This window comes from Pseudoalteromonas sp. J2K-J979 (genome assembly GCF_058169715.2).
On the sequence record NZ_CM200281.1, the window covers coordinates 3007011 to 3025469 of the forward strand.

Genomic DNA, 18459 nt, shown 5'->3' on the forward strand with positions numbered 1-18459 from the left:
CGCTCAACCCAGTAATACACGCTCTCTCACTCTTGCTGTATTACATAGCTTAGGAATTAGGAAACTAAAATGCGTAGACTCCCGCCAGTGTTACTCGAAGATGGTTGCTCAAGAGAGCTGTTATCACTGATCCGTACCATTCTTGCTGCTTGTAAAGAAATTTCATTTCGTGTTGGACAAGGCGCTCTGTCTGGTGTGCTCGGCTCCACTTTAGATGAAAATATTCAAGGTGAAACACAAAAAAAACTCGATGTATTATCAAATCAATTATTGAAAGATATTTTACTCGAGACTGGCTACGTGAAAGCGATTGCTTCTGAAGAAGAAGACTACACGGTGGCGGGCAACCCAGATGCGAAGTTTATTGTGGCGTTTGACCCATTGGATGGCTCATCAAATATCGATATCAATTCATTAGTCGGCACGATTTTCTCTATCATGGAAGCACCTGAAGGTTCAGATGCCAGCGATCCGAGTATTTTTATGCAGCCTGGCGACAAACAAGTAGCCGCTGGTTACGTCTTATATGGTCCATCAACCATGCTGGCACTGACAGTGGGTAAAGGCACGCGTATTTTCACCCTTGATAAAACTCACGGTAGTTTCTTATTAACCCATGATTTCGCCGACATTCCAGCAGATACCAAAGAATTTGCGCTCAATATGTCTAACCAACGACATTGGCAACCAGCAATGAAAAATTATGTTGCCGACCTCCTTGCCGGAGAGGATGGACCTCGCCAAGAAAACTTTAACATGCGCTGGATAGCAGCCATGGTAGGCGATGTCCATCGTGTTCTCACTCGAGGCGGGTTATTTTCTTATCCGACAGATAGCAAAGATCCAAACAAACCTTATAAACTGCGTTTATTGTATGAAGCAAACCCAATGGCCATGTTAGTCGAACAAGCTGGCGGCCTTGCGTCAACTGGCACAGAACGCATAATGTCGATTCAACCAGATGCCATCCACCAGCGTGTTGCGGTCATTTTAGGTTCAAAGAATGAAGTTGAAACGTGTTTGTCTTACCACAAATAAGCCCGTAAAAAACAATTAAGCTGTAACAAAAAAATGGAGAACGTCGTTCTCCATTTTGTTTTAGCAAGTAACACGAGTCGTCATCTCGTCTTGGTTTTTTTAATCAGCTGCCTGAGTATCAGCCGAGCTTGGAGCTGGGTTATTCGATTTAGATAACCAAAGTGCCATTGATTTGGCTTGCTTTTCCCCATCTTGTTTTTCAAAGCGAATTAAAATATCGGCTCTACCATCATGATTAAAATCTTGAGTCTCGATTAAGTTACCATTGATTGGCAAAACAGAAGTGAACTTAGATTTTTTCTTTGCAAACAAACGCTTTAATTCACCTTTATGAATACGAAACTCATCATCATCACTTTGAATAAACAAATCTTTTAAACCATCGCCATCAAAGTCAGCCAATTCAAAGGCTGTGCGTCCCCCCCGACCAGTATCTGTATTAACTAGCACTTCAATCTCAGTCTCATAGTCTGGCTTTTCACTAAACTGGCGCTTTGCGTGCATACGGTGGACAAACATATCCGCATCAAGCGATCCGGAAACCAATGACATCATCGACCCCACACCCAGCTCCATTGAAAACATCGCGTAATCAAGTAGGCCATCATTGTTTAAGTCATTAAACTCAAGCTGGCTTTGCCCTTTTGGCTTAAGGGTAAGATCTGGCTGCTTAGCGAAACTCAATTGCTGTTTATTAAGTTGGCCAAAACGAATTTGGTACTGAGAATCACCGCCAAACATGCCGCCTTTCTCGGATATTTTGGTGACTAGATCAACCAGATTATCACCATCCAGATCAATTAAGTGCTCAAGACTGCTAAGAGCTGTTTGCTCATCATCATCTCGTCTGATCCGCTGATATTCTTGCTGACTTAACACACCTGCATTAAAAGGAACGGTTACAGATTCAGAAGAAAACCCCCCTTGGGCTAGTTGCGTATACGCGATAAGCTGATCCCCTTTGACAAAAGCTAAATCTAATCGCGCATCGCCATTCACATCAATACTAAAACTTTCTGGTTCGCTGACCGTAATACTGCGCTGTTTGATGTGTTGCTCAGGAGTAAATGCTATTTTTTGTTGTTTAAATTGCCCATCAGCCTGTTGTAAATAAATATTCACTTGCTCAAAATTTGCGGTGAGAATATCCACTAAGCCATCCCCATTTAAGTCTTTTGCAAACTCGCTAAAGCTGGCTGTGCTGTGTGAGTGTGGTGCATAAAATGAATCAATTTGAGTCAACACTTCTGTTTGACCGCTCGTAATATCAACACTCAAAAGCTGATCTGCCGTCATCACCAATAAACTTTCGGTTTGCCTATTAGCTAATAATCCAGCATTAAAAAACAAACTGTTCTCGGGCAGCTTAATACTGTTTGCCACATTACTGTGGTTTGAATCTAGAACCGAAAAAACATTAATAATGGCTTGTTGATCTTTAACGCTACTGATCAGTAAATGTTGGGGCTGTTTGTTGTGGTGTAAATAGAGCAACTTACCCGATAAATCATATTCACTGGTAAATTTCAATTGCTCAAATTCAAGCTCCCCTTGGTTTTTTGCACTGAGATGACCACAATATAGGGCACTGATTACACAGCTAGCAGCTAGTGCTAATTGACTCAATTTTTTCATTGGTAATTCCATTTTTATTATCGCCATTAGCCACAAGTAGCTTTGTACTCATCTTAATGACATTCTATTGGCTAAGTTTTCTCTGCTACAGCTTAAGTTATCAATGAAGATTGGCTGATAAAAAAAGTGCAACAAGGTATGAATGGAGTCAAAAAAGAGAAATTAGTTCAACCTTATTTGTGAAGCCTCTATGCGAATTCTCGGTGAAAAATGTTACGATCCTTCCAGAAAGAAACTGACCTATAACGTATCCTATGCCCAATGAATGCTCACAATGCCAAGCAACATTAACTTGCAGCGCTAATCAACACTGCTGGTGTATGAGCTTGCCTAACATCCTGCCACTGCAAAGTAATGGCAACTGTTTGTGCCAAGCATGTTTACTTACAAAAATTAACATGTTTCTTGCAGATCAATATCAAAGCCAACCTGTTAAAACATTACTCAAATTGGCTGAGCCTTATCGCTCAACGCCAGCAAACATCGCAGGCCTCGACTACACCATTGAACACGGCTCGTATATATTTAGTCGCTGGGCTCACTTAAAACGGGGCTATTGTTGTGGTAATGGTTGTAAACATTGCCCTTGGCAGTCAATGCAAACCTTGTAAAATGCCTGAACTGAGTAAATAGGCTAAGTACGTTTGACAATCTCTTTACAAAATTCACTGATATGCGAAATGGCGTTTTCTGAAAAACCTAACTCTTTATATAGCAGCGAATTAATCAACTTGAGCTGAGCCTTACAACTCTGTTTGAGTTGAGCAAGTTGATACGCCTGCTGCGCTAACAGGCTCAGTCGATCTTTGAGTGACAAAGACAATGTAGGTAATGGCAGCCTAGCCACGTACCCTGAGGTGATCATGTTCGAGCGGATCAGCACACCTCTAACACAGTATTTAACGACATCAGAATTCATATAAGCCAGTAACCACCACTGTTCTTGCTCATCACAGATGATATTTGGGTTCACGCCAAATAAGCCACCCGCAGGGAGTATACAGGCCGAAAACTCCACCCCCATTGATGAGCAAGTCAGTCCACTTTGAAACAAGTAGTTTTGATTTCGAACATTAAAATTGGCATCAACTTGGCTTTGCGCCAAAAAGTCATCCGTTAAAAACCCGTTAGGTGCACAATAAAACTTATTCGAACTTGGATTTTTATAAAACGGTATCGAAAAACCAGGCTCAGCGAGTTTACGAATAAAAAGGCGATCATTGCCTGTCGAAACACCGCTAATACAAGCAAATGATTGCGCTAACCGAGGGCCATCAAACAATTTTTTAATATCGCCTGGAACTCCGATCAAAAATTCACTGTTATCTGCATTACCCGATAAAATAATGTCGTCTAGCTGCGTCATATCAAACTGTGTTGTAGCCAACACATCCCGAAACGCCTCCTCGTTAAGCGGCCGATTTAATATTCGAATCGTGGGCTGCGAAGTCAAATGTCCTTTTTTCAACACTAAAATACAGGTGCGAACATTGGCCCCTTGCGCTAAAAATAAATCAGTTGGACATAACACTAAATCATGAATGCGACAGGTGGCGAGAATTTTTTCACGCAATTTTTTATGTACTTTAGCAGTTAAAAATGAGCTATCACAAATACAACAAATAACAGCGCCGTCGTGCGCTTTATCAATCATTGCCGCTAAAAACATCGAGTACATATTATGTACTCCCACATCGTTAAAGCGTTTTTTTAACAACTCTTTATGTTGTTTAATGTAATCCACTTCATGGCAATTATACGGAGGATTCGCCACGATAAAATCTGCATTAACTGTGCTAGCCTGATCAGCGAGTAAAAAATCACCCTGCACAAATTGAGCGGCATAGCGATGTTGATGGGCGATGACATCCACCCCATGTAATTCAAACGAGTGCTGCGTGCTCTTCGCTAAAAAAGGCGCGAATAATTCTTCTTGTCCTACACAAGGGTCAAGTACCTTGCTCCCATGAGGGTTAATGCTTAGACAACGCGAATAAAAATACTCAGCAACAAAGTCTGGAGTGGCATAGTAGCCCGTAGCACGACGATCGACGCCCATATTGGTCAGTACGTTTTTAGGTTTTCTAGCCACAATAGTTCCTAATCGGTATTCAAATGCGGCTAAGAAATAGTCGCTTACCGGCCATTACGCATGACCCTTTAACGTGCTCTCGCATATTGCTACTGCGCCAATTCAATCGGCCTGTGAAGATCAGCGCCCCATTCACTCCACGAACCATCATAAACAGCTAAATTTGTATAACCGATTTGTGCCGCAGCTAAAGCCAAAATGCATGCGGTGACACCTGAGCCACAGCTAAATTGTAAAGCATGAACTTCCTTCGGTACTCGTTGCGCAAATATTTCGTGAAGCTGCGCTTCTGATTTTAAATAACCTTGATGGACCAATGCATTAAACGGTAGGTTTTTTGAGTTAGGAATATGGCCTGCCCTCATGCCTGCGCGAGGCTCCCCTTGCTCGCCACTAAAACGCGAAGGTGCTCGAGCATCAAGCAACAGTGTCTTTGTATCATCAATTGATTGATAAACCGTATCCGCGTCAATCAAACGCTCTGGTTGGTAATAGGCAACAAAGTCACCTCGAGTTTCAGGGACTGAATAGTCGTGTTGCACCTCTCCCCCATCAAGCTGCCAAGCGGGTAGTCCGCCATCCAATACAAATACACGTTCAAAACCCATGACTTTGAACATCCACCACGCCCGTGCTGCGCTATAAAGGCCGATGTCATCATAAACCACCACGGTACTCGATTGATTGACCCCCATTTCTTGCATTAGCTCTGTAAAGTGCTCAGCAGTGGGCATCGTATTTGGCAAAGGGTTAGTTTTATCGACTATATGATGTGAAAAGTCAAAGCGCTGCGCCCCCTTAATCTTCACTGCCACTTGGTACGGTTCGCAGCTACCAATTGGCGCCATGCCTGCATCAAAAAGAACTAAATTCGAGTCTTTTAGGTGAGTCAATAACCACTGACGACTCACCAAGTTTTTATTCTGTGGCATACACTTTCCTTATCGGATCGGGCGAAGCGAGACAAAGTCTTGTGCGAATGGCCCATGTGCAAACTCATCTTGCCCAGTTAAGCGCTTTTCTATTGCCAAACAATGTGCATCGTCACATTCTTTGCCATTGCCAGCAATACAATAAACCGTCTGAAGATAATTAAAAAAAGCATTGCGCAAAGCTTGATCCGTTTGCCAATCAAAAACAGCAGCTAAGCGTGCGTGCAACTGATTTTTATTCTGTGCATGTAATACAAGCCCTTCAACATTAAAACATGCCTGCCCTAAAGTTATGACTTTTTTATTCAGTAATAACGCCTCTAAACCGACAGTAGAATTAATGGTAATGACCGCTTGTGCATCAAGCATAATCTCTCTGGTCACATTGTCGTTGGCGAACATCGCAATTGGATCTTGATGATATAAATGCGGGTAATGCTTATGCCACGTAGGGTGCTCTTTAAACACCACTTTGAGATCTGGATCACCTAATTGCTTCACTGCCTCGACCACCGTGTGGTAAAAAGTTTCCATATCTGGGATCCACGGTGAATAACAGGCAATCTGAGTATCATGTGGTACTTGAAAAGGCACAAAAATAAATCGCTCTGGCAAAGTTAATTCGCCATGTTGGCTGCGTTTGCGGTGAGCGGCTCGCTGCTCGATAGCTGGTGCTTTAAAGTCATCAGCATTTAAACTTGCTTGCGATAGATAAAAGGCAGGATCTTTCGGAATAGAAGCCGCCTGATTCACACCTTGCGGATCAAGAGTCGTTGTTCCTGGCAACAAGCCATTTTCAAAATAATAAATCGGAATAGACAACAACTTAGCGGCTAAGGCCACTGTCTGGTTTGGTAGCTTTTTACCATTCCAAATCACTAATAACTCTGGTTTTTCTTGCTCCATCAAGCACAAGTACTTAGCTAATCGACAGGTTTCTTGTAATCTTAACCACGCTCGGTAGCTATTGGCTAACCAGGTCAATTGCGCCAGTTTAGGCTGTTTTGCTTGTTTTCGGACAAGCTGCGTCTCGATCATATCATCTAAGCTGACACGAAAAGCCCGTGCCAAATAACGCCATGCGCCGATTTTTGGCCACCCCATGATATGGAGGGTTGAAACCAAGTTGATCCGTTTGAGGAGCTGCTGATAATAACGCGCATGTACATTGCGTCGAGTGACAAATAAAATAGCCATAAGAGACCTGTATTTCTCTTTAAATTAATGTGGAAAATCACAAGGATGTAGATGGCATGCAGGGTATCAGCTCGGGCAAAATCAAGCAATTGACTTTGTATTCCCTCATTTATGTGTTTCAATAAAGTAGTGATTTTTCAGAGACTAAAACCATGATAAAAAAACTCGCCCTAGGTAGCTTATTACTCGCATTTAGCCAGTTTACGCAAGCTGGTACTCTTATTTCTGGTCAATTTGGTAAAACCTTTAGCCAAGCTTTAACGACTGAAGAAGGACTCAAGCTCGACCTGCATGATAACAATCATTTTGGTATCAGTGTTGAGCGAACCATCACTGGGGCTCGATACGGATTATATTACGCCTCTTTAGATACGCATTTACAAAATCAAGCTGATAAACAACTTGATATGAGCCTCTATCTGTTCCAAAGCGCAGTAGAATTTCCAATCAGAGAAGATATTTCGGGCTATTTTGGTGCTCACATTGGCATAAACAACATTAAACCCAATTGGTCTGAGTCTGATAGCTTCTTTGCATTAGGCTTATATGGCGGAGTCGAATATCAATTTACATCGGCAGCACGTGTATCGTTTGAAACCCGTTGGGTTAATACTATTGTAGATAACAATAGCAGTGTTTCGTGTGATAGCACCACAGACGATGATCAATGCCTGTGGCATTTTGATGGCGATGTTCTGACACAATTTCAAACTAGCCTTGGCTTTAGCTATCGCTTTTGATAAGTGCTTTTTATGCCCCATATTGTCATTGAATTATCTGATAACTTAGCGCCTCACGCACAGTTTATTGTTGAACGTATTCAGCAATCCGCTGTTTCGTGTGGGCTGTTTGATTCATCGAGTGTCAAAACCAGAGCACACATTTATCAACACTATGCGCTCGGCAATCACAGCGATAGTTTTATTCATGTACAAGCAAAAATTCTATCGGGTCGAACAGAGCGACAAAAACAAGACTTGAGCGACTGCTTAATCGATTGCTTACAACACCACTGGCCTAATACAGGCTGCCTAAGTGTTGAAGTCATTGATATGGACAAAACTAGCTATCGTAAACATCAGCAGTAAAAAGTAGCCAAGCGTTACTGATTACTGCTATTTTTTTGTGATTCGTTTGATATCGACTTGAGGTGTTTCATAACCTGTAAAAAGCAGCCAGCTGCGCTCAGGCACATACGTCATGCCACGCGTACGACTAAACGTGCGTTCTGGTACTCGCAAGACATCGCGGTGCTGCTCGGTTGCAAAATCAAAAAAGCTCAATCGGTAGTCGGGGCCTTTAACATTAAAGTAATACACGCCATGCTCTGTGACTTGCCAGCCAGTGCTACTTGGGATCTTAACGTTGCTAAACAGTGATCGTAAATGACCGTTTACTGAGCGAACTTTTAAGCCCTGACGAGAAGAGGTGATATAAATAAAGCGACCATCAGCAGTCATCACACCATAACGCCCCCCATCTTCACTTAACTGGGTGACAGTTTGCGTCGCGATTTCAATTTGAAAAAGGTTGTTATCATTGGCGACAAATAGGGTTTGGTCATCCAACGACCAGCTAGGTTTATTATGATAAACAAACCCAGTGTTAATCTCTGTGACTTGCCTCGTGGCAACATCAATGATCATCAATGAGTTTTCGGTCAAGGATTTTACGACAAACGCAATGAACCGCCCATCATGTGACCATGTTGGCTCCCTGACGACTTTATTAAGTTGAGTTAACTGAGTGCGGTTTGTACCATCCAAACTCGATAACCATAACTCATCATTTCCTGACTCATTTGATACCACCACCAATTTATTGGCCTTAGTTGAGTAATCAGGATAACGAAAATTAAATTCTGATTGCAATAATGGGAACGGTGCTGAGCTAACCGTTGCCGCCAGCTCTACACGCATAATTGAGGTTCCCATTTGCCAATGGTGATAATAAATATCCCCCTTTGAACTCACACTTGGATAACTAAAACCTGTCACATTGAGGCGTTGAAACTGTTTATTGTTCAGGTCTAATTCGTAGCCAAAGCGCTGCCCATTTTCATGAGAGGCAAAAATTAATTGTTCCTTGTTAGGGTGCCACGCAATCCCTCTAATAGTATGCATCCACGTGAGCAATACTTGCTCCTCGCCAGTTGTTATTTCATGCAAAATTATTTGGTCTTGGCCTGACGCTAAATTACGCACAATAACGAGTTGCTCACCCGCAGGACTATACGCAAGGTATTCATCACGGTAGTCACAATCTGTTAAACATGTCACTTGTTGCGTTTCACCAGTGGCTAAATTAAAACGAAACACTGCTGCGCGATTTTGCTGTTGTGTTAAACCTATGTATGCCAACTGTGATTGATCAGCTGATAAACTCAATGAACCCGTACTCGAACTTGGACAGGCTGCCAAAGAGGTCTTTTGATCATCAGCGAGTCGATGCTGAATCACCTCACATCCTTTTCCATCGCCTTTACGGTAATAAAAAAGCAGCTGGTCATCTTTAGACCAAATCGCTCGCGACTCTAAAGAATCTGATTGGGTAATATTTTTTGGGCTTTTTGAAGGCTCAGTTAAATCATGGAGAAACAAATCGGTTTGTGAATCCATGTTACGCCAAGAAAACACGAGATAGCGTTCATCATGAGACAAGGCAGGGAACAGTTCGCGCCCCGGATACTGAGTGATTAATTCTGGTGCGGCAAAGCCAGAATCAGACTGTGATTCAAAATGATACCATGCAAACAACACGGCTACGCAAACCAACATCGCAGCAGAGAACCATTTAAAATGTTGCAGCCCGCTTTTTACAGCCACTCCATTTTCTATCACTAAGGTATAATTTGGCTCAAATAATAACCGATAACCCGTTTTGCGAATCGTTTCGATATATTCTTGTTGTTCGGCAGACTTTAATGACTTGCGTAAATGCCAAATGGCATTGGTGAGTGCCTTCTCCCCAACGTAGCTATTCCCATCCCACACTGCCTCAATAATTTCTTCTCGCGTTACCACGCTTGGGTATTTCGCAGCTAAAAAAACCAACACTTCAATAAATTTTGGCTGCAAAGTAATAATGTCATCGCCCGACATTAGCGTATTATCCAGTGGATTAACCTGATAAGAATTTAATTTAAACGGCGATTTATCTGACATTCAGCACTCGAAATACAACGAAAAAATACAATATTTAATGCTGTTAGCATACCGAATAATGACTACAAATAGCAAAGGTTCTGCGTTTAACCGAACAAATATAACGTAACAAAAAATAACTTAACAATCTGATAATATTAAAAAATATAAAAATAGAGATTAAATAGATATATAAACGGTTAACAATAGAGACACCTTAAGTTGTGCTTTATTCAACATTCCCATAAAAGTGAACGTGAATGAAACAAAAACAACAATCAGGAAACTTAGGGAACTCTCGTGATCAAAACAACATTACAAAAAAGCACCTTAGCTTGTGCAATCGCTAGCGTCTTTATCGGTCAAGCTTACGCAAATCAACAAGAACAACTTATTGAGCGCACCGCTGTAAAAACCACTCAATCAGCCAGTGAAGCTCAACCTGCACCAGAAAAAATTGTCGTGACTGGTTCACGCCTAAAACGCGATAGCTTTTCAGTCGCGACCCCGCTGGTCACCATGGACAAAGCAGAAATTCAAGATTCTGGTTTAGGATCGCTCGCGGAAATTTTAGTTGAAGGTTTTCCATCTATCAGTGAAGGCAGCAGTAATACAAACTCACAATCAAGTGTGCAAAATACTGGCCTTTCAACTATAGATTTACGTGACTTAGGCACAAACCGAACGTTAACCTTGGTTGATGGCCGCCGTGTTGTTTCAAATAGCTACAGCGGTAATTATGTCAGTTTAAGCACCATCCCAACGGGCATGGTTGATCGCGTTGAAATTATCTCTGGTGGTGCGTCTGCAACCTACGGCTCTGATGCCGTAGCCGGTGTCGTAAATATTATCACTCAATCAGATAAAGAAGGCACTGAAGTCAAAGCACGCGCAGGGGCGACCACTGAAGGCGGTGGTGAAGAGTTTACCATCGACTTTAATCACGGCCGGACATTCGCAGATTCGAAAGGTTACATGTACTTTAGTGCCACTTACGACCGTCAACTGGGCTTAAGCTTCTTCGACCGCGATCGAGCTGCTATCGAGACCGACTATCGCTACAACACCAGCGAAATGTGTAACCAAATGAACACGGAAAACGGCTACCAGTGCATCCGTGATATTTCGCAATCAGATTGGCGTAACCGCAGCGATGGTACACTAGGCGGTGTATTTTTAGAGCACAGCAGCAACGAGACGCAATTTTGGTATGATGAATCAGGTCTTCGTAATGATTGGGCTGGCAACGAAGAAAAGTATGGCGTGAATTACAAGCAATGGGATGCATTAAAAATTCCAGAAGATCGCTTTGCATCTGCACTTAAATTTGATTACGAATTTAGTAATGATACTCAAGGTTATTTCCAAGTACAGTTTGCACAAAATAACTCTGAAAATGTTAAATCTCCAGAAGATGAATATGAAAGCGCTTATGCGTTAGTCCTTGACCCTGAAACAGGTGCTCCAAGTCGAGTTCGCCCGGGTTATATTCCGATTGATAATCCGTATGTCCCGCAAGAAATTCTTGATGCGAGTCCGTATAAAAATCGGATTTATTGGGACCGTCGCTTTGGGGAAGTAGGTGAAATCATTAATGATAATAAGCGTACTACCATTCGAACTTGGGCTGGCCTACAAGGCACCACTTTTAACGATCAATGGGATTGGGACATATCTGTTGGCTACGGTAAGTTCCAACAAAAACAAAAAAGATACAACGAACTCAATACTTTTAATGTGGCCAATGCACTTAATGCGGAATACGCAGCCGATGGCAGTATTCAATGCGCTGATGCACAAGCTCGTGCTGAAGGCTGTGCGCCTCTAAACTTATTTGGTATTGGTTCGATCAGCCCAGAAGCGGCAGATTATATTCGCGCTAACCCAACCATCACCACTGATATCGAACAAATCAATCTACTTGGTTATGTCGCTGGCGATTTATATGAATTACCTGCAGGGATGATTACAGCCGCTTTTGGTGGTGAGTATCGCCGAGATTCGCAAAAAGTAGCCACCAGTAAAGAGCAACAATACGGCGGGATCACCTTTAATGTTGTACCATCATTTGAAGGAGCGGTAGAAGTTTATGAAGCCTTTGGTGAAGCAGCTATTCCATTAATCAAAGACGCACCTGGTGCTAAAAGCTTAACCGCTGAAGTTTCTGCACGCTTTGCTGATTATTCTTGGTCAAATACCGGTATTGTTGGCAGTTATAAATTAGGCTTCATCTATGAGCCGATTGAAGGATATGCGGTACGCGCCAACTACGCGCGCGCGCAACGAGCCCCCACAATCACTGAGTTAGTATCACCACCTCGTGGCGACTATGACAGCTTTGATGACCTATGTGATGGCGTGACAGCAACCTCCACCAATCCTGGCCACAACAATTGCCGTAAAGAACCGACCATTGCCGCAGTTATCGCTGCCGAAGGTGAGTTTCAAGATGGCAATAACAGCTATTCACCCAATGCGGGTAATGAAGATCTAAAAGAAGAAACGGCCGATACCTACACGCTTGGCGTCACAATGGCACCGTCGTTTATCGAGGGTCTGCAACTTGCTGTTGATTATTACGATATTCAAATTACCGATGCAATTGCGCAAATCGATAACGAAGACATCATTCGTCAATGTTATGACTCCTCAGCAGCGTGGGGACCAGACAACCGTTTTTGTAACGACATCACCCGTGATGCAGAGGGCAATATCATTGAAATCATGCAACGTTCATTCAACCTTGATGAGCTACGCACGCGAGGTTACGATATCGCTGCGGCCTATACCTTTGATTTAAATAAATATGGCAATCTGAAATTCAAAGCCGATATGACCCACGTAATCGAACACTCAAAAACCTTTGCTACAAACGATGGTATGCAAACAAATGAGTATTCAGGCCAGCTTGACTACGGCATTTTCACCAACCGCGCTTCAATGTCATTAGCATGGTCAAATGAAGGGATGCGTGTTCGTTGGAGTACAAAATTCCGTGGTTCAATGATTGACAGCCAAAGCCGAGCCGATGATTACCAAGCTGCAATTTTAGCCAATAACGAGCGCTGTAGCGCAGGTGAAGCAAGCTGCATTGCAAACCCTGAAGCCTTGGTATATCAAGATATACCATCGTATACCACCCATAATTTATCCGCTTCTTATACGTTTGATTTAAGTCAAAACAGCGACATGCGTGTTTACGGCGGGATCAATAACGTCTTTGATAACTTAGGACCGTTTGTATTGGGTGGACGAGGCAATTTTGCAAGCGTTTATGGCGGCGGTGTCGGCCGTTTCGTTTACATGGGTGCTGAAGTCCGATTCTAATTGTGTATTTAGAACATCCCGAGTCAAAGCCAGCCTAGCGCTGGCTTTTTTATTGCTTATTGAATTGTCCATGTCTGCATTTCGACTAATCGAGAGGCGGTACGCGCAAATTCAAAACGCAATTTGTCACCTTGATATAAGGCCAACATATCCACCGCAGCCGACATAACGACAAGCACACGCCGATCATAACACTCATCTATCAGCGCAATAAATCGCCTTGCTTGATCATCATCACATGCCATAACTTCTGGGGGTTTCTCCCTCGAGTAACCTTCTTCAATTCCCTGTGTAACACCTAACAACCTTTTTCCAACGCCAAGTACTGGGACATTGACAACATAAATCACCGCAAAACGCTGCGCTAATGTCATATAGTCACTGACACTGCGCGGCCCTGCGCATAATGCAAAAAAATCAAACAGTATATGCCGCGCGCTTTTAAGCTTATAAGCTATTTTTCGGTGATGAATTAGCAAGTGTCCATCTGAGGAAATCACCTCTGCAGCCATTTTTTGTTTAAACTGAGTGGTTAACCAATCAGGCTGACAACCGACATAATAATGGCAATACTGCATGCCTTTATCAAAGCGATGATCACGCTCCCCCATCAGAGAAATCAGCTGACAATGATGCTTCAGTAATGCAATCGTCGGTAAAAAACGCTGCCGTTGCAGACCGTTTTTATACAATTCATCTGGGGCACAATTTGACGTAGTCACCAAAACAAGCCCTTGAGAAAACAGCGCTTCAAATAACCTCGCTAATATCATCGCATCGCCAATATCACTGACAAAAAACTCATCAAAACACAATACCTGAGTTCGCTTACGCCACTGTTTGGCTATGTGTAGCAGTGGATTCGGCACTCCTTGGTAGCGGATCAAGTCACGATGCACATGTGCCATAAAGTGATGAAAATGCATTCTTGTTTTACGTGTCGCCATCAAATGCTGATAAAACAAATCCATCAACATCGATTTGCCTCGCCCAACCGGTCCATATAAATAAATCCCTTGCAGGGCTGGTGGGTTAAACTGCCACCAAGGCTTAGGCTGATTCAGTGTTACTAAAAGAGTCTCTAGAGCATTTATAGCTTCATCCTGAGCGGCATCATGTTTGAGTTTTCCTTGTGCAATTAAACTAAAATAGACGTGTTGCATTTAACTCACTTAGGCTATCGGCTATACTCGCCGCCATTGTAACTTAGCCGCTAGAGCAACCCTATGAAATTCCCGTGCCGTTTAGATAAATTTATTAGCCACTTAACCGAATTACCACGAACAAAAACCAAAGCCGGGATCAAACGTAAATATGCGCAAGTCAATGGTCAAATCGTTACTAGTTTTGATTTTCAGGTGAGTCCGACTGACGTTGTGCTTTGGCAAGGTGAGCAATTACAAGAACTTGGCGATCGCTACTTTATGCTCAATAAACCACAAGGTTATGTCTGCGCCACTACTGACGAGTTACATCAAACAGCTCTAGATTTACTTGATGAACCTGTCATGTCGCAACTACACATCGCTGGCCGTTTAGATATTGATACGACGGGTTTAGTCCTCATTACGAATGATGGAAACTGGTCACACAGAATTACTTCACCTAAACATAAAAAGTTTAAAACTTACTTAGTTGAAACCTTAACACCTATCAGCGATGAAGCGATTGAACAACTGGCGCAAGGGGTGCAACTTCATGGTGAAAAAGGCCCCACATTACCCGCTCAGGTAGAAAAGTTAGCTGACTATTCAGTACGGATTTCAATATGTGAAGGCAAGTATCATCAAGTGAAGCGTATGTTTGCCGCGGTTGATAACAAAGTGGTCGCACTACACCGAGAGCAGATTGCCGACATCGTGCTTGATCCTGCACTAGCTGAAGGCGAATACCGCCCTTTAACGACACAAGAAATTAACTCACTGTAATTATTATTCGGGACATTATTAATAAATATCAAGTTAAAATAGATGTTTATCTGGTTTTGTCCCTAGCTCTACTCTCATTAAACGCTATTATCTAATATCACAAGAAATAATATTAGGATGGCCAGATTTTGAATTCCTTTAGTTTAAAGTCAAAAATTAGCTTTTTTGTTGGAATGTTATTTATAGCTTTAGTGAGTATTGCACTGCTCGGGTTGCAAGCAATGCGTCATGCCAGTGAAACTGATAACATTGCGCGCATCAACCAGTTGATGAAAAGCACCACCAATATTGTCGCTCAATTTGAGCTCCTTGCCCAATCAGGCAAACTCACCGAAGAGCAAGCCAAATCCTATGCCACGCAGCTACTACGAGAAAATAAATATCACGACTCCGAGTATGTTTATGTTGTTGATAGCCATTTAGACTTTGTCGCCACTCCCCATGATCCACAATTACACGGGACTAGCTTTAATGATTTTAAAGATGCCAGTGGCGCAAGTATTGGCCGTATGGTTGAACGCCTTGTAGGGAACAAAACGAATCAAATTATTACCTATCATTGGAATTCAGAGCGCAATGGTGAAGTCGTTGATTTAACTTCGGTCGTACAAAAAACCAAAACATGGGGTTGGTATATCGGCACTGGCATTAGCGCCAAAGAAGTCGATGATAGATATTGGTCCACTGCAAAGTGGTTACTCACTTATGCACTGGTTATTTCAGTCATCATGTCAGGTGTGCTTGCTAAATTTGGTTTTGGTTTAATCAAAAACTTAGGTGCTGAAATCAATGATGTACTAGAAGTGGTCAAAAATGTCTCACGTGGCAACCTTAAAACTAACAATAAACATCATGATGCACCGATTGATAGCATAATTGGCGCCATGAATTATATGCAGCAAGGTTTACAAGGCGTTGTGCATGGTATTAAAGAAGTCTCGCTATCGTTAAATGATCAAAGTAAAGCGTCAGACAAACGCTCAACAGAGTTAGATCAACTCACTCAAGATATGAGCCATGAAACCCAAATTGTTGCCGCAACCATTACCCAGTTGTCAGCCTCAGCTGGCACCGTATCAAGTCATGCTGAACAAGCGGCTGAGTCAGTTAAAGAAGCCGAACGTCAAGGTCAAAATGCCTTTGCATTAACTGAAGAGTCAGCCAAAACAATTGCTTTGCTTGAACAACAAATAGAAAGTGCTGGCAATAACATTCAAATTTTGGATGATGAAGTCACCAATATTGAGAGCGTATTATCTGTTATTCAAGGTATAGCAGAGCAAACCAATCTACTGGCACTCAATGCCGCTATTGAAGCTGCAAGAGCTGGCGACCAAGGTCGTGGTTTTGCCGTCGTTGCCGATGAAGTCCGCCAACTGGCTCAGCGCACGCAAGCAAGCACAGAAGAAATCCAACAAATGATTTCTAAGCTCCAAAATGCCACCAAAGATGCCAAACATTCTGTTACACAGAGTATCGCCACCAGCGAAGAAACAGTAACAAAATCACAAAAAGTGTCGCAAGAACTCGAAAAGATCGCCCATTCACTTTCGGCGATTTCATCAATGAGTCATCAAATATCGGTTGCAGCAAAAGAGCAACTAGAAGCTGGCGAGGATTCTGCAAAACGCGTGGTGAATATTTCTGATACAGCAGCCAATACTGCTGAAGTTTCTCACCAAGCTCATAGCTCGAGTGATCAAATAAAGCGACTAATCACCCAATTGGAAAAAGAAATTAATAAATTTCAGCTATAAACTAAAAAAGGATGCCTGCGCATCCTTTTTTGTTACTACAAACACTTTATTTCACTTGAACTAAGTCAAATTCAAGTAACTGCGGAACAATTTGCTGCAACTGTGTTTCCGTTTCGTCTAAGATCTTTAAGTACCCGCAGTATTCGGTTGCTTTCATTTCTAACTGTTCAGCTTTTAACTGCAAAGAACGATCAATTTCTTTAGCGATGATATCCATTCGATCGCCCATACCTGAAATCCGTTCCTCTATGTTGCCTTCATTCGATTCGAATGCATCCCCTAGAGCCACTAAAATCGCACCTAACGACCCATGAACGGCAGAGTGAATTTTTCCACTGATCTCTTTTTCAAAAAAATCATCAAGCTTAGATAATGATTGTGGAGCGATATAAAAGAAATCATCGCCTTTCTTAAAGCGCTCCATCAGTGCTTGTTCAACATACTTTAACTGATCTTTAAGTACAGCAGGCTCTTTATCACTAAAACCAGTGACGACCTGCTCAATTGCCGTCAATCCTAAATTAACCCCATCGGTAGCAAGCGACACTATTTCAGGCACTGTGTCACGCAAACCTAAACTGTATTGGCGTAAAATTTGGCTATTGTGTTCATCGAGGACTTTCCAGCGCCCTTTAATAAATAACTGATTATCATTATTAATTTGCACTCGCGTTTGACCACGATCAACGATACGAATCACATCTTCGGTAATTATCAGCCCATGACCCAGCTGTACATCACATTGCTCTTGTGCTGTTAGTTCGAAACTATGAAAAAATAGCAATAATGCCGTTAATGAAATTAATGTTGATTTAACTAGCTGTGTTGTCATCTATCCCCCTAGAGCATCAAGAGTAACAAACTGCCTCGCGCTTTCAAAATAAATAAATGTGTGATGATTATTTAGCAAAACGAACCAATCTCACAAATACATCCGCTTCTTTTCGCTTCAAATTATTTTTGCCACTATAAAAAGCATACGCCCAAGCATGATCAGGCATGTCTTTTCCAGTGGTATTGCTCCAATAATTTTCAGAAACAGTCGCAGGAAACAACTCCAGATTAATCGATGGATCAACACAACTACGCTCGACTAATGTCGCCAACTCTTTTGAGCTCGGTAAGTGCCAATCTTGATAATCAGCAAAGCCTTCACTTTTTGCCATTAACAAGGCTTGCTGCCAAGTCATTTGCAGTGGCTCTCCCGAACAAGACGCCCCCTCACTTTGCCAAGTTTGCCCCAAACTACAGCGCATCCACATTAAGCCGGTGCGTAAATCTTCAGCTGTGCCATCAACATTGACTTTAAATGATTCTGTATCAGTCGTCGGAATTAAATCCGAGCTATAACACGTTTGTGCCATGACTGGCAGGCTCATCATCATAAATAATATACTTAGATATTTCATT

At 42.3% G+C, this 18459-nt stretch carries 15 protein-coding genes; 7 read left to right on the top strand and 8 right to left on the bottom strand.

The window, feature by feature from the left end; translation table 11 throughout:
• The first annotated feature begins 69 nt into the window (after positions 1-69).
• Positions 70-1038, top strand: coding sequence for a class 1 fructose-bisphosphatase (locus tag AC3KVK_RS13770; RefSeq protein ID WP_490312715.1), 969 nt, complete (start codon positions 70-72; stop codon positions 1036-1038).
• A 99-nt stretch (positions 1039-1137) separates the two neighbouring features.
• On the opposite strand, the gene AC3KVK_RS13775 is transcribed toward AC3KVK_RS13770, so the two are convergent.
• Complete coding sequence (locus AC3KVK_RS13775; RefSeq protein ID WP_490312714.1) at positions 1138-2673, bottom strand: FG-GAP repeat domain-containing protein; 1536 nt, start codon at positions 2671-2673, stop codon at positions 1138-1140.
• A gap of 320 nt (positions 2674-2993) precedes the next feature.
• Between AC3KVK_RS13775 and AC3KVK_RS13780 the strand changes: the two genes are divergently transcribed.
• On the top strand, positions 2994-3284 hold the full coding sequence (locus tag AC3KVK_RS13780; protein ID WP_490312713.1) for a C1orf53 family protein: 291 nt from the start codon (positions 2994-2996) through the stop codon (positions 3282-3284).
• A 23-nt stretch (positions 3285-3307) separates the two neighbouring features.
• Here AC3KVK_RS13780 and AC3KVK_RS13785 read toward each other — a convergent pair whose 3' ends face one another.
• The 3 genes from AC3KVK_RS13785 to AC3KVK_RS13795 form a co-directional block, all read right to left on the bottom strand.
• Complete coding sequence (locus AC3KVK_RS13785; protein ID WP_490312712.1) at positions 3308-4765, bottom strand: HsdM family class I SAM-dependent methyltransferase; 1458 nt, start codon at positions 4763-4765, stop codon at positions 3308-3310.
• Between the two features lie 89 nt (positions 4766-4854).
• A complete protein-coding gene (locus AC3KVK_RS13790; protein WP_490312711.1) occupies positions 4855-5697 on the bottom strand; it encodes a sulfurtransferase in 843 nt (280 codons plus the stop codon).
• Between the two features lie 9 nt (positions 5698-5706).
• Positions 5707-6894, bottom strand: a complete 1188-nt coding sequence (locus AC3KVK_RS13795; protein ID WP_490312710.1) for a capsular polysaccharide export protein, LipB/KpsS family — start codon at positions 6892-6894, stop codon at positions 5707-5709.
• A 152-nt stretch (positions 6895-7046) separates the two neighbouring features.
• Here AC3KVK_RS13795 and AC3KVK_RS13800 point away from each other — a divergent pair, with 152 nt between their 5' ends.
• Positions 7047-7634: a hypothetical protein gene (locus AC3KVK_RS13800; protein ID WP_490312709.1), complete on the top strand. Its 588-nt coding sequence runs from the start codon at positions 7047-7049 to the stop codon at positions 7632-7634.
• 12 nt (positions 7635-7646) lie between these two features.
• Positions 7647-7982, top strand: coding sequence for a 5-carboxymethyl-2-hydroxymuconate Delta-isomerase (locus AC3KVK_RS13805; RefSeq protein WP_490312708.1), 336 nt, complete (start codon positions 7647-7649; stop codon positions 7980-7982).
• A gap of 27 nt (positions 7983-8009) precedes the next feature.
• Here the strand turns inward: AC3KVK_RS13805 and AC3KVK_RS13810 are convergent, their stop codons facing one another.
• A complete protein-coding gene (locus AC3KVK_RS13810) occupies positions 8010-10058 on the bottom strand; it encodes a winged helix-turn-helix domain-containing protein (protein ID WP_490312707.1) in 2049 nt (682 codons plus the stop codon).
• 279 nt (positions 10059-10337) lie between these two features.
• Between AC3KVK_RS13810 and AC3KVK_RS13815 the strand changes: the two genes are divergently transcribed.
• Positions 10338-13364 carry a TonB-dependent receptor domain-containing protein gene (locus tag AC3KVK_RS13815; RefSeq protein WP_490312706.1) on the top strand — a complete coding sequence of 1009 codons (3027 nt, stop codon included), beginning with the start codon at positions 10338-10340 and terminating at the stop codon, positions 13362-13364.
• 56 nt (positions 13365-13420) lie between these two features.
• On the opposite strand, the gene zapE is transcribed toward AC3KVK_RS13815, so the two are convergent.
• Positions 13421-14527: a cell division protein ZapE gene (gene zapE / locus AC3KVK_RS13820; protein ID WP_490312705.1), complete on the bottom strand. Its 1107-nt coding sequence runs from the start codon at positions 14525-14527 to the stop codon at positions 13421-13423.
• A gap of 63 nt (positions 14528-14590) precedes the next feature.
• On the opposite strand from zapE, the gene rsuA reads away from it, so the two are divergent.
• Together rsuA and AC3KVK_RS13830 are read left to right on the top strand one after the other, a co-directional pair.
• Positions 14591-15292, top strand: coding sequence for a 16S rRNA pseudouridine(516) synthase RsuA (rsuA, locus tag AC3KVK_RS13825; RefSeq protein WP_490312704.1), 702 nt, complete (start codon positions 14591-14593; stop codon positions 15290-15292).
• A 125-nt stretch (positions 15293-15417) separates the two neighbouring features.
• Positions 15418-17049 (top strand): methyl-accepting chemotaxis protein, encoded by a 1632-nt coding sequence (locus AC3KVK_RS13830; RefSeq protein WP_490312781.1) that lies wholly within the window; start codon positions 15418-15420, stop codon positions 17047-17049.
• 46 nt (positions 17050-17095) lie between these two features.
• On the opposite strand, the gene AC3KVK_RS13835 is transcribed toward AC3KVK_RS13830, so the two are convergent.
• Positions 17096-17881 (bottom strand): YggN family protein, encoded by a 786-nt coding sequence (locus tag AC3KVK_RS13835; protein ID WP_490312703.1) that lies wholly within the window; start codon positions 17879-17881, stop codon positions 17096-17098.
• A gap of 67 nt (positions 17882-17948) precedes the next feature.
• The gene (locus tag AC3KVK_RS13840) at positions 17949-18458 is read right to left on the bottom strand and encodes an Lcl C-terminal domain-containing protein (protein WP_490312702.1); all 510 of its coding nucleotides are present in this window, start codon (positions 18456-18458) and stop codon (positions 17949-17951) included.
• Between the last annotated feature and the right edge of the window lies 1 nt (position 18459).

Excerpts from the sequence above, each read along its gene's own strand:
- AC3KVK_RS13780 (WP_490312713.1), top strand. The coding sequence starts at position 2,994 with ATGAGCTTGCCTAACATCCTGCCACTGCAAAGTAATGGCAACTGTTTG.
- AC3KVK_RS13835 (WP_490312703.1), bottom strand. The coding sequence starts at position 17,881 with ATGACAACACAGCTAGTTAAATCAACATTAATTTCATTAACGGCATTA.
- rsuA (WP_490312704.1), top strand. The coding sequence starts at position 14,591 with ATGAAATTCCCGTGCCGTTTAGATAAATTTATTAGCCACTTAACCGAA.
- AC3KVK_RS13775 (WP_490312714.1), bottom strand. The coding sequence starts at position 2,673 with ATGAAAAAATTGAGTCAATTAGCACTAGCTGCTAGCTGTGTAATCAGT.
- AC3KVK_RS13770 (WP_490312715.1), top strand. The coding sequence starts at position 70 with ATGCGTAGACTCCCGCCAGTGTTACTCGAAGATGGTTGCTCAAGAGAG.
- AC3KVK_RS13805 (WP_490312708.1), top strand. The coding sequence starts at position 7,647 with ATGCCCCATATTGTCATTGAATTATCTGATAACTTAGCGCCTCACGCA.
- AC3KVK_RS13810 (WP_490312707.1), bottom strand. The coding sequence starts at position 10,058 with ATGTCAGATAAATCGCCGTTTAAATTAAATTCTTATCAGGTTAATCCA.
- zapE (WP_490312705.1), bottom strand. The coding sequence starts at position 14,527 with ATGCAACACGTCTATTTTAGTTTAATTGCACAAGGAAAACTCAAACAT.
- AC3KVK_RS13790 (WP_490312711.1), bottom strand. The coding sequence starts at position 5,697 with ATGCCACAGAATAAAAACTTGGTGAGTCGTCAGTGGTTATTGACTCAC.
- AC3KVK_RS13800 (WP_490312709.1), top strand. The coding sequence starts at position 7,047 with ATGATAAAAAAACTCGCCCTAGGTAGCTTATTACTCGCATTTAGCCAG.
- AC3KVK_RS13840 (WP_490312702.1), bottom strand. The coding sequence starts at position 18,458 with ATGAAATATCTAAGTATATTATTTATGATGATGAGCCTGCCAGTCATG.
- AC3KVK_RS13795 (WP_490312710.1), bottom strand. The coding sequence starts at position 6,894 with ATGGCTATTTTATTTGTCACTCGACGCAATGTACATGCGCGTTATTAT.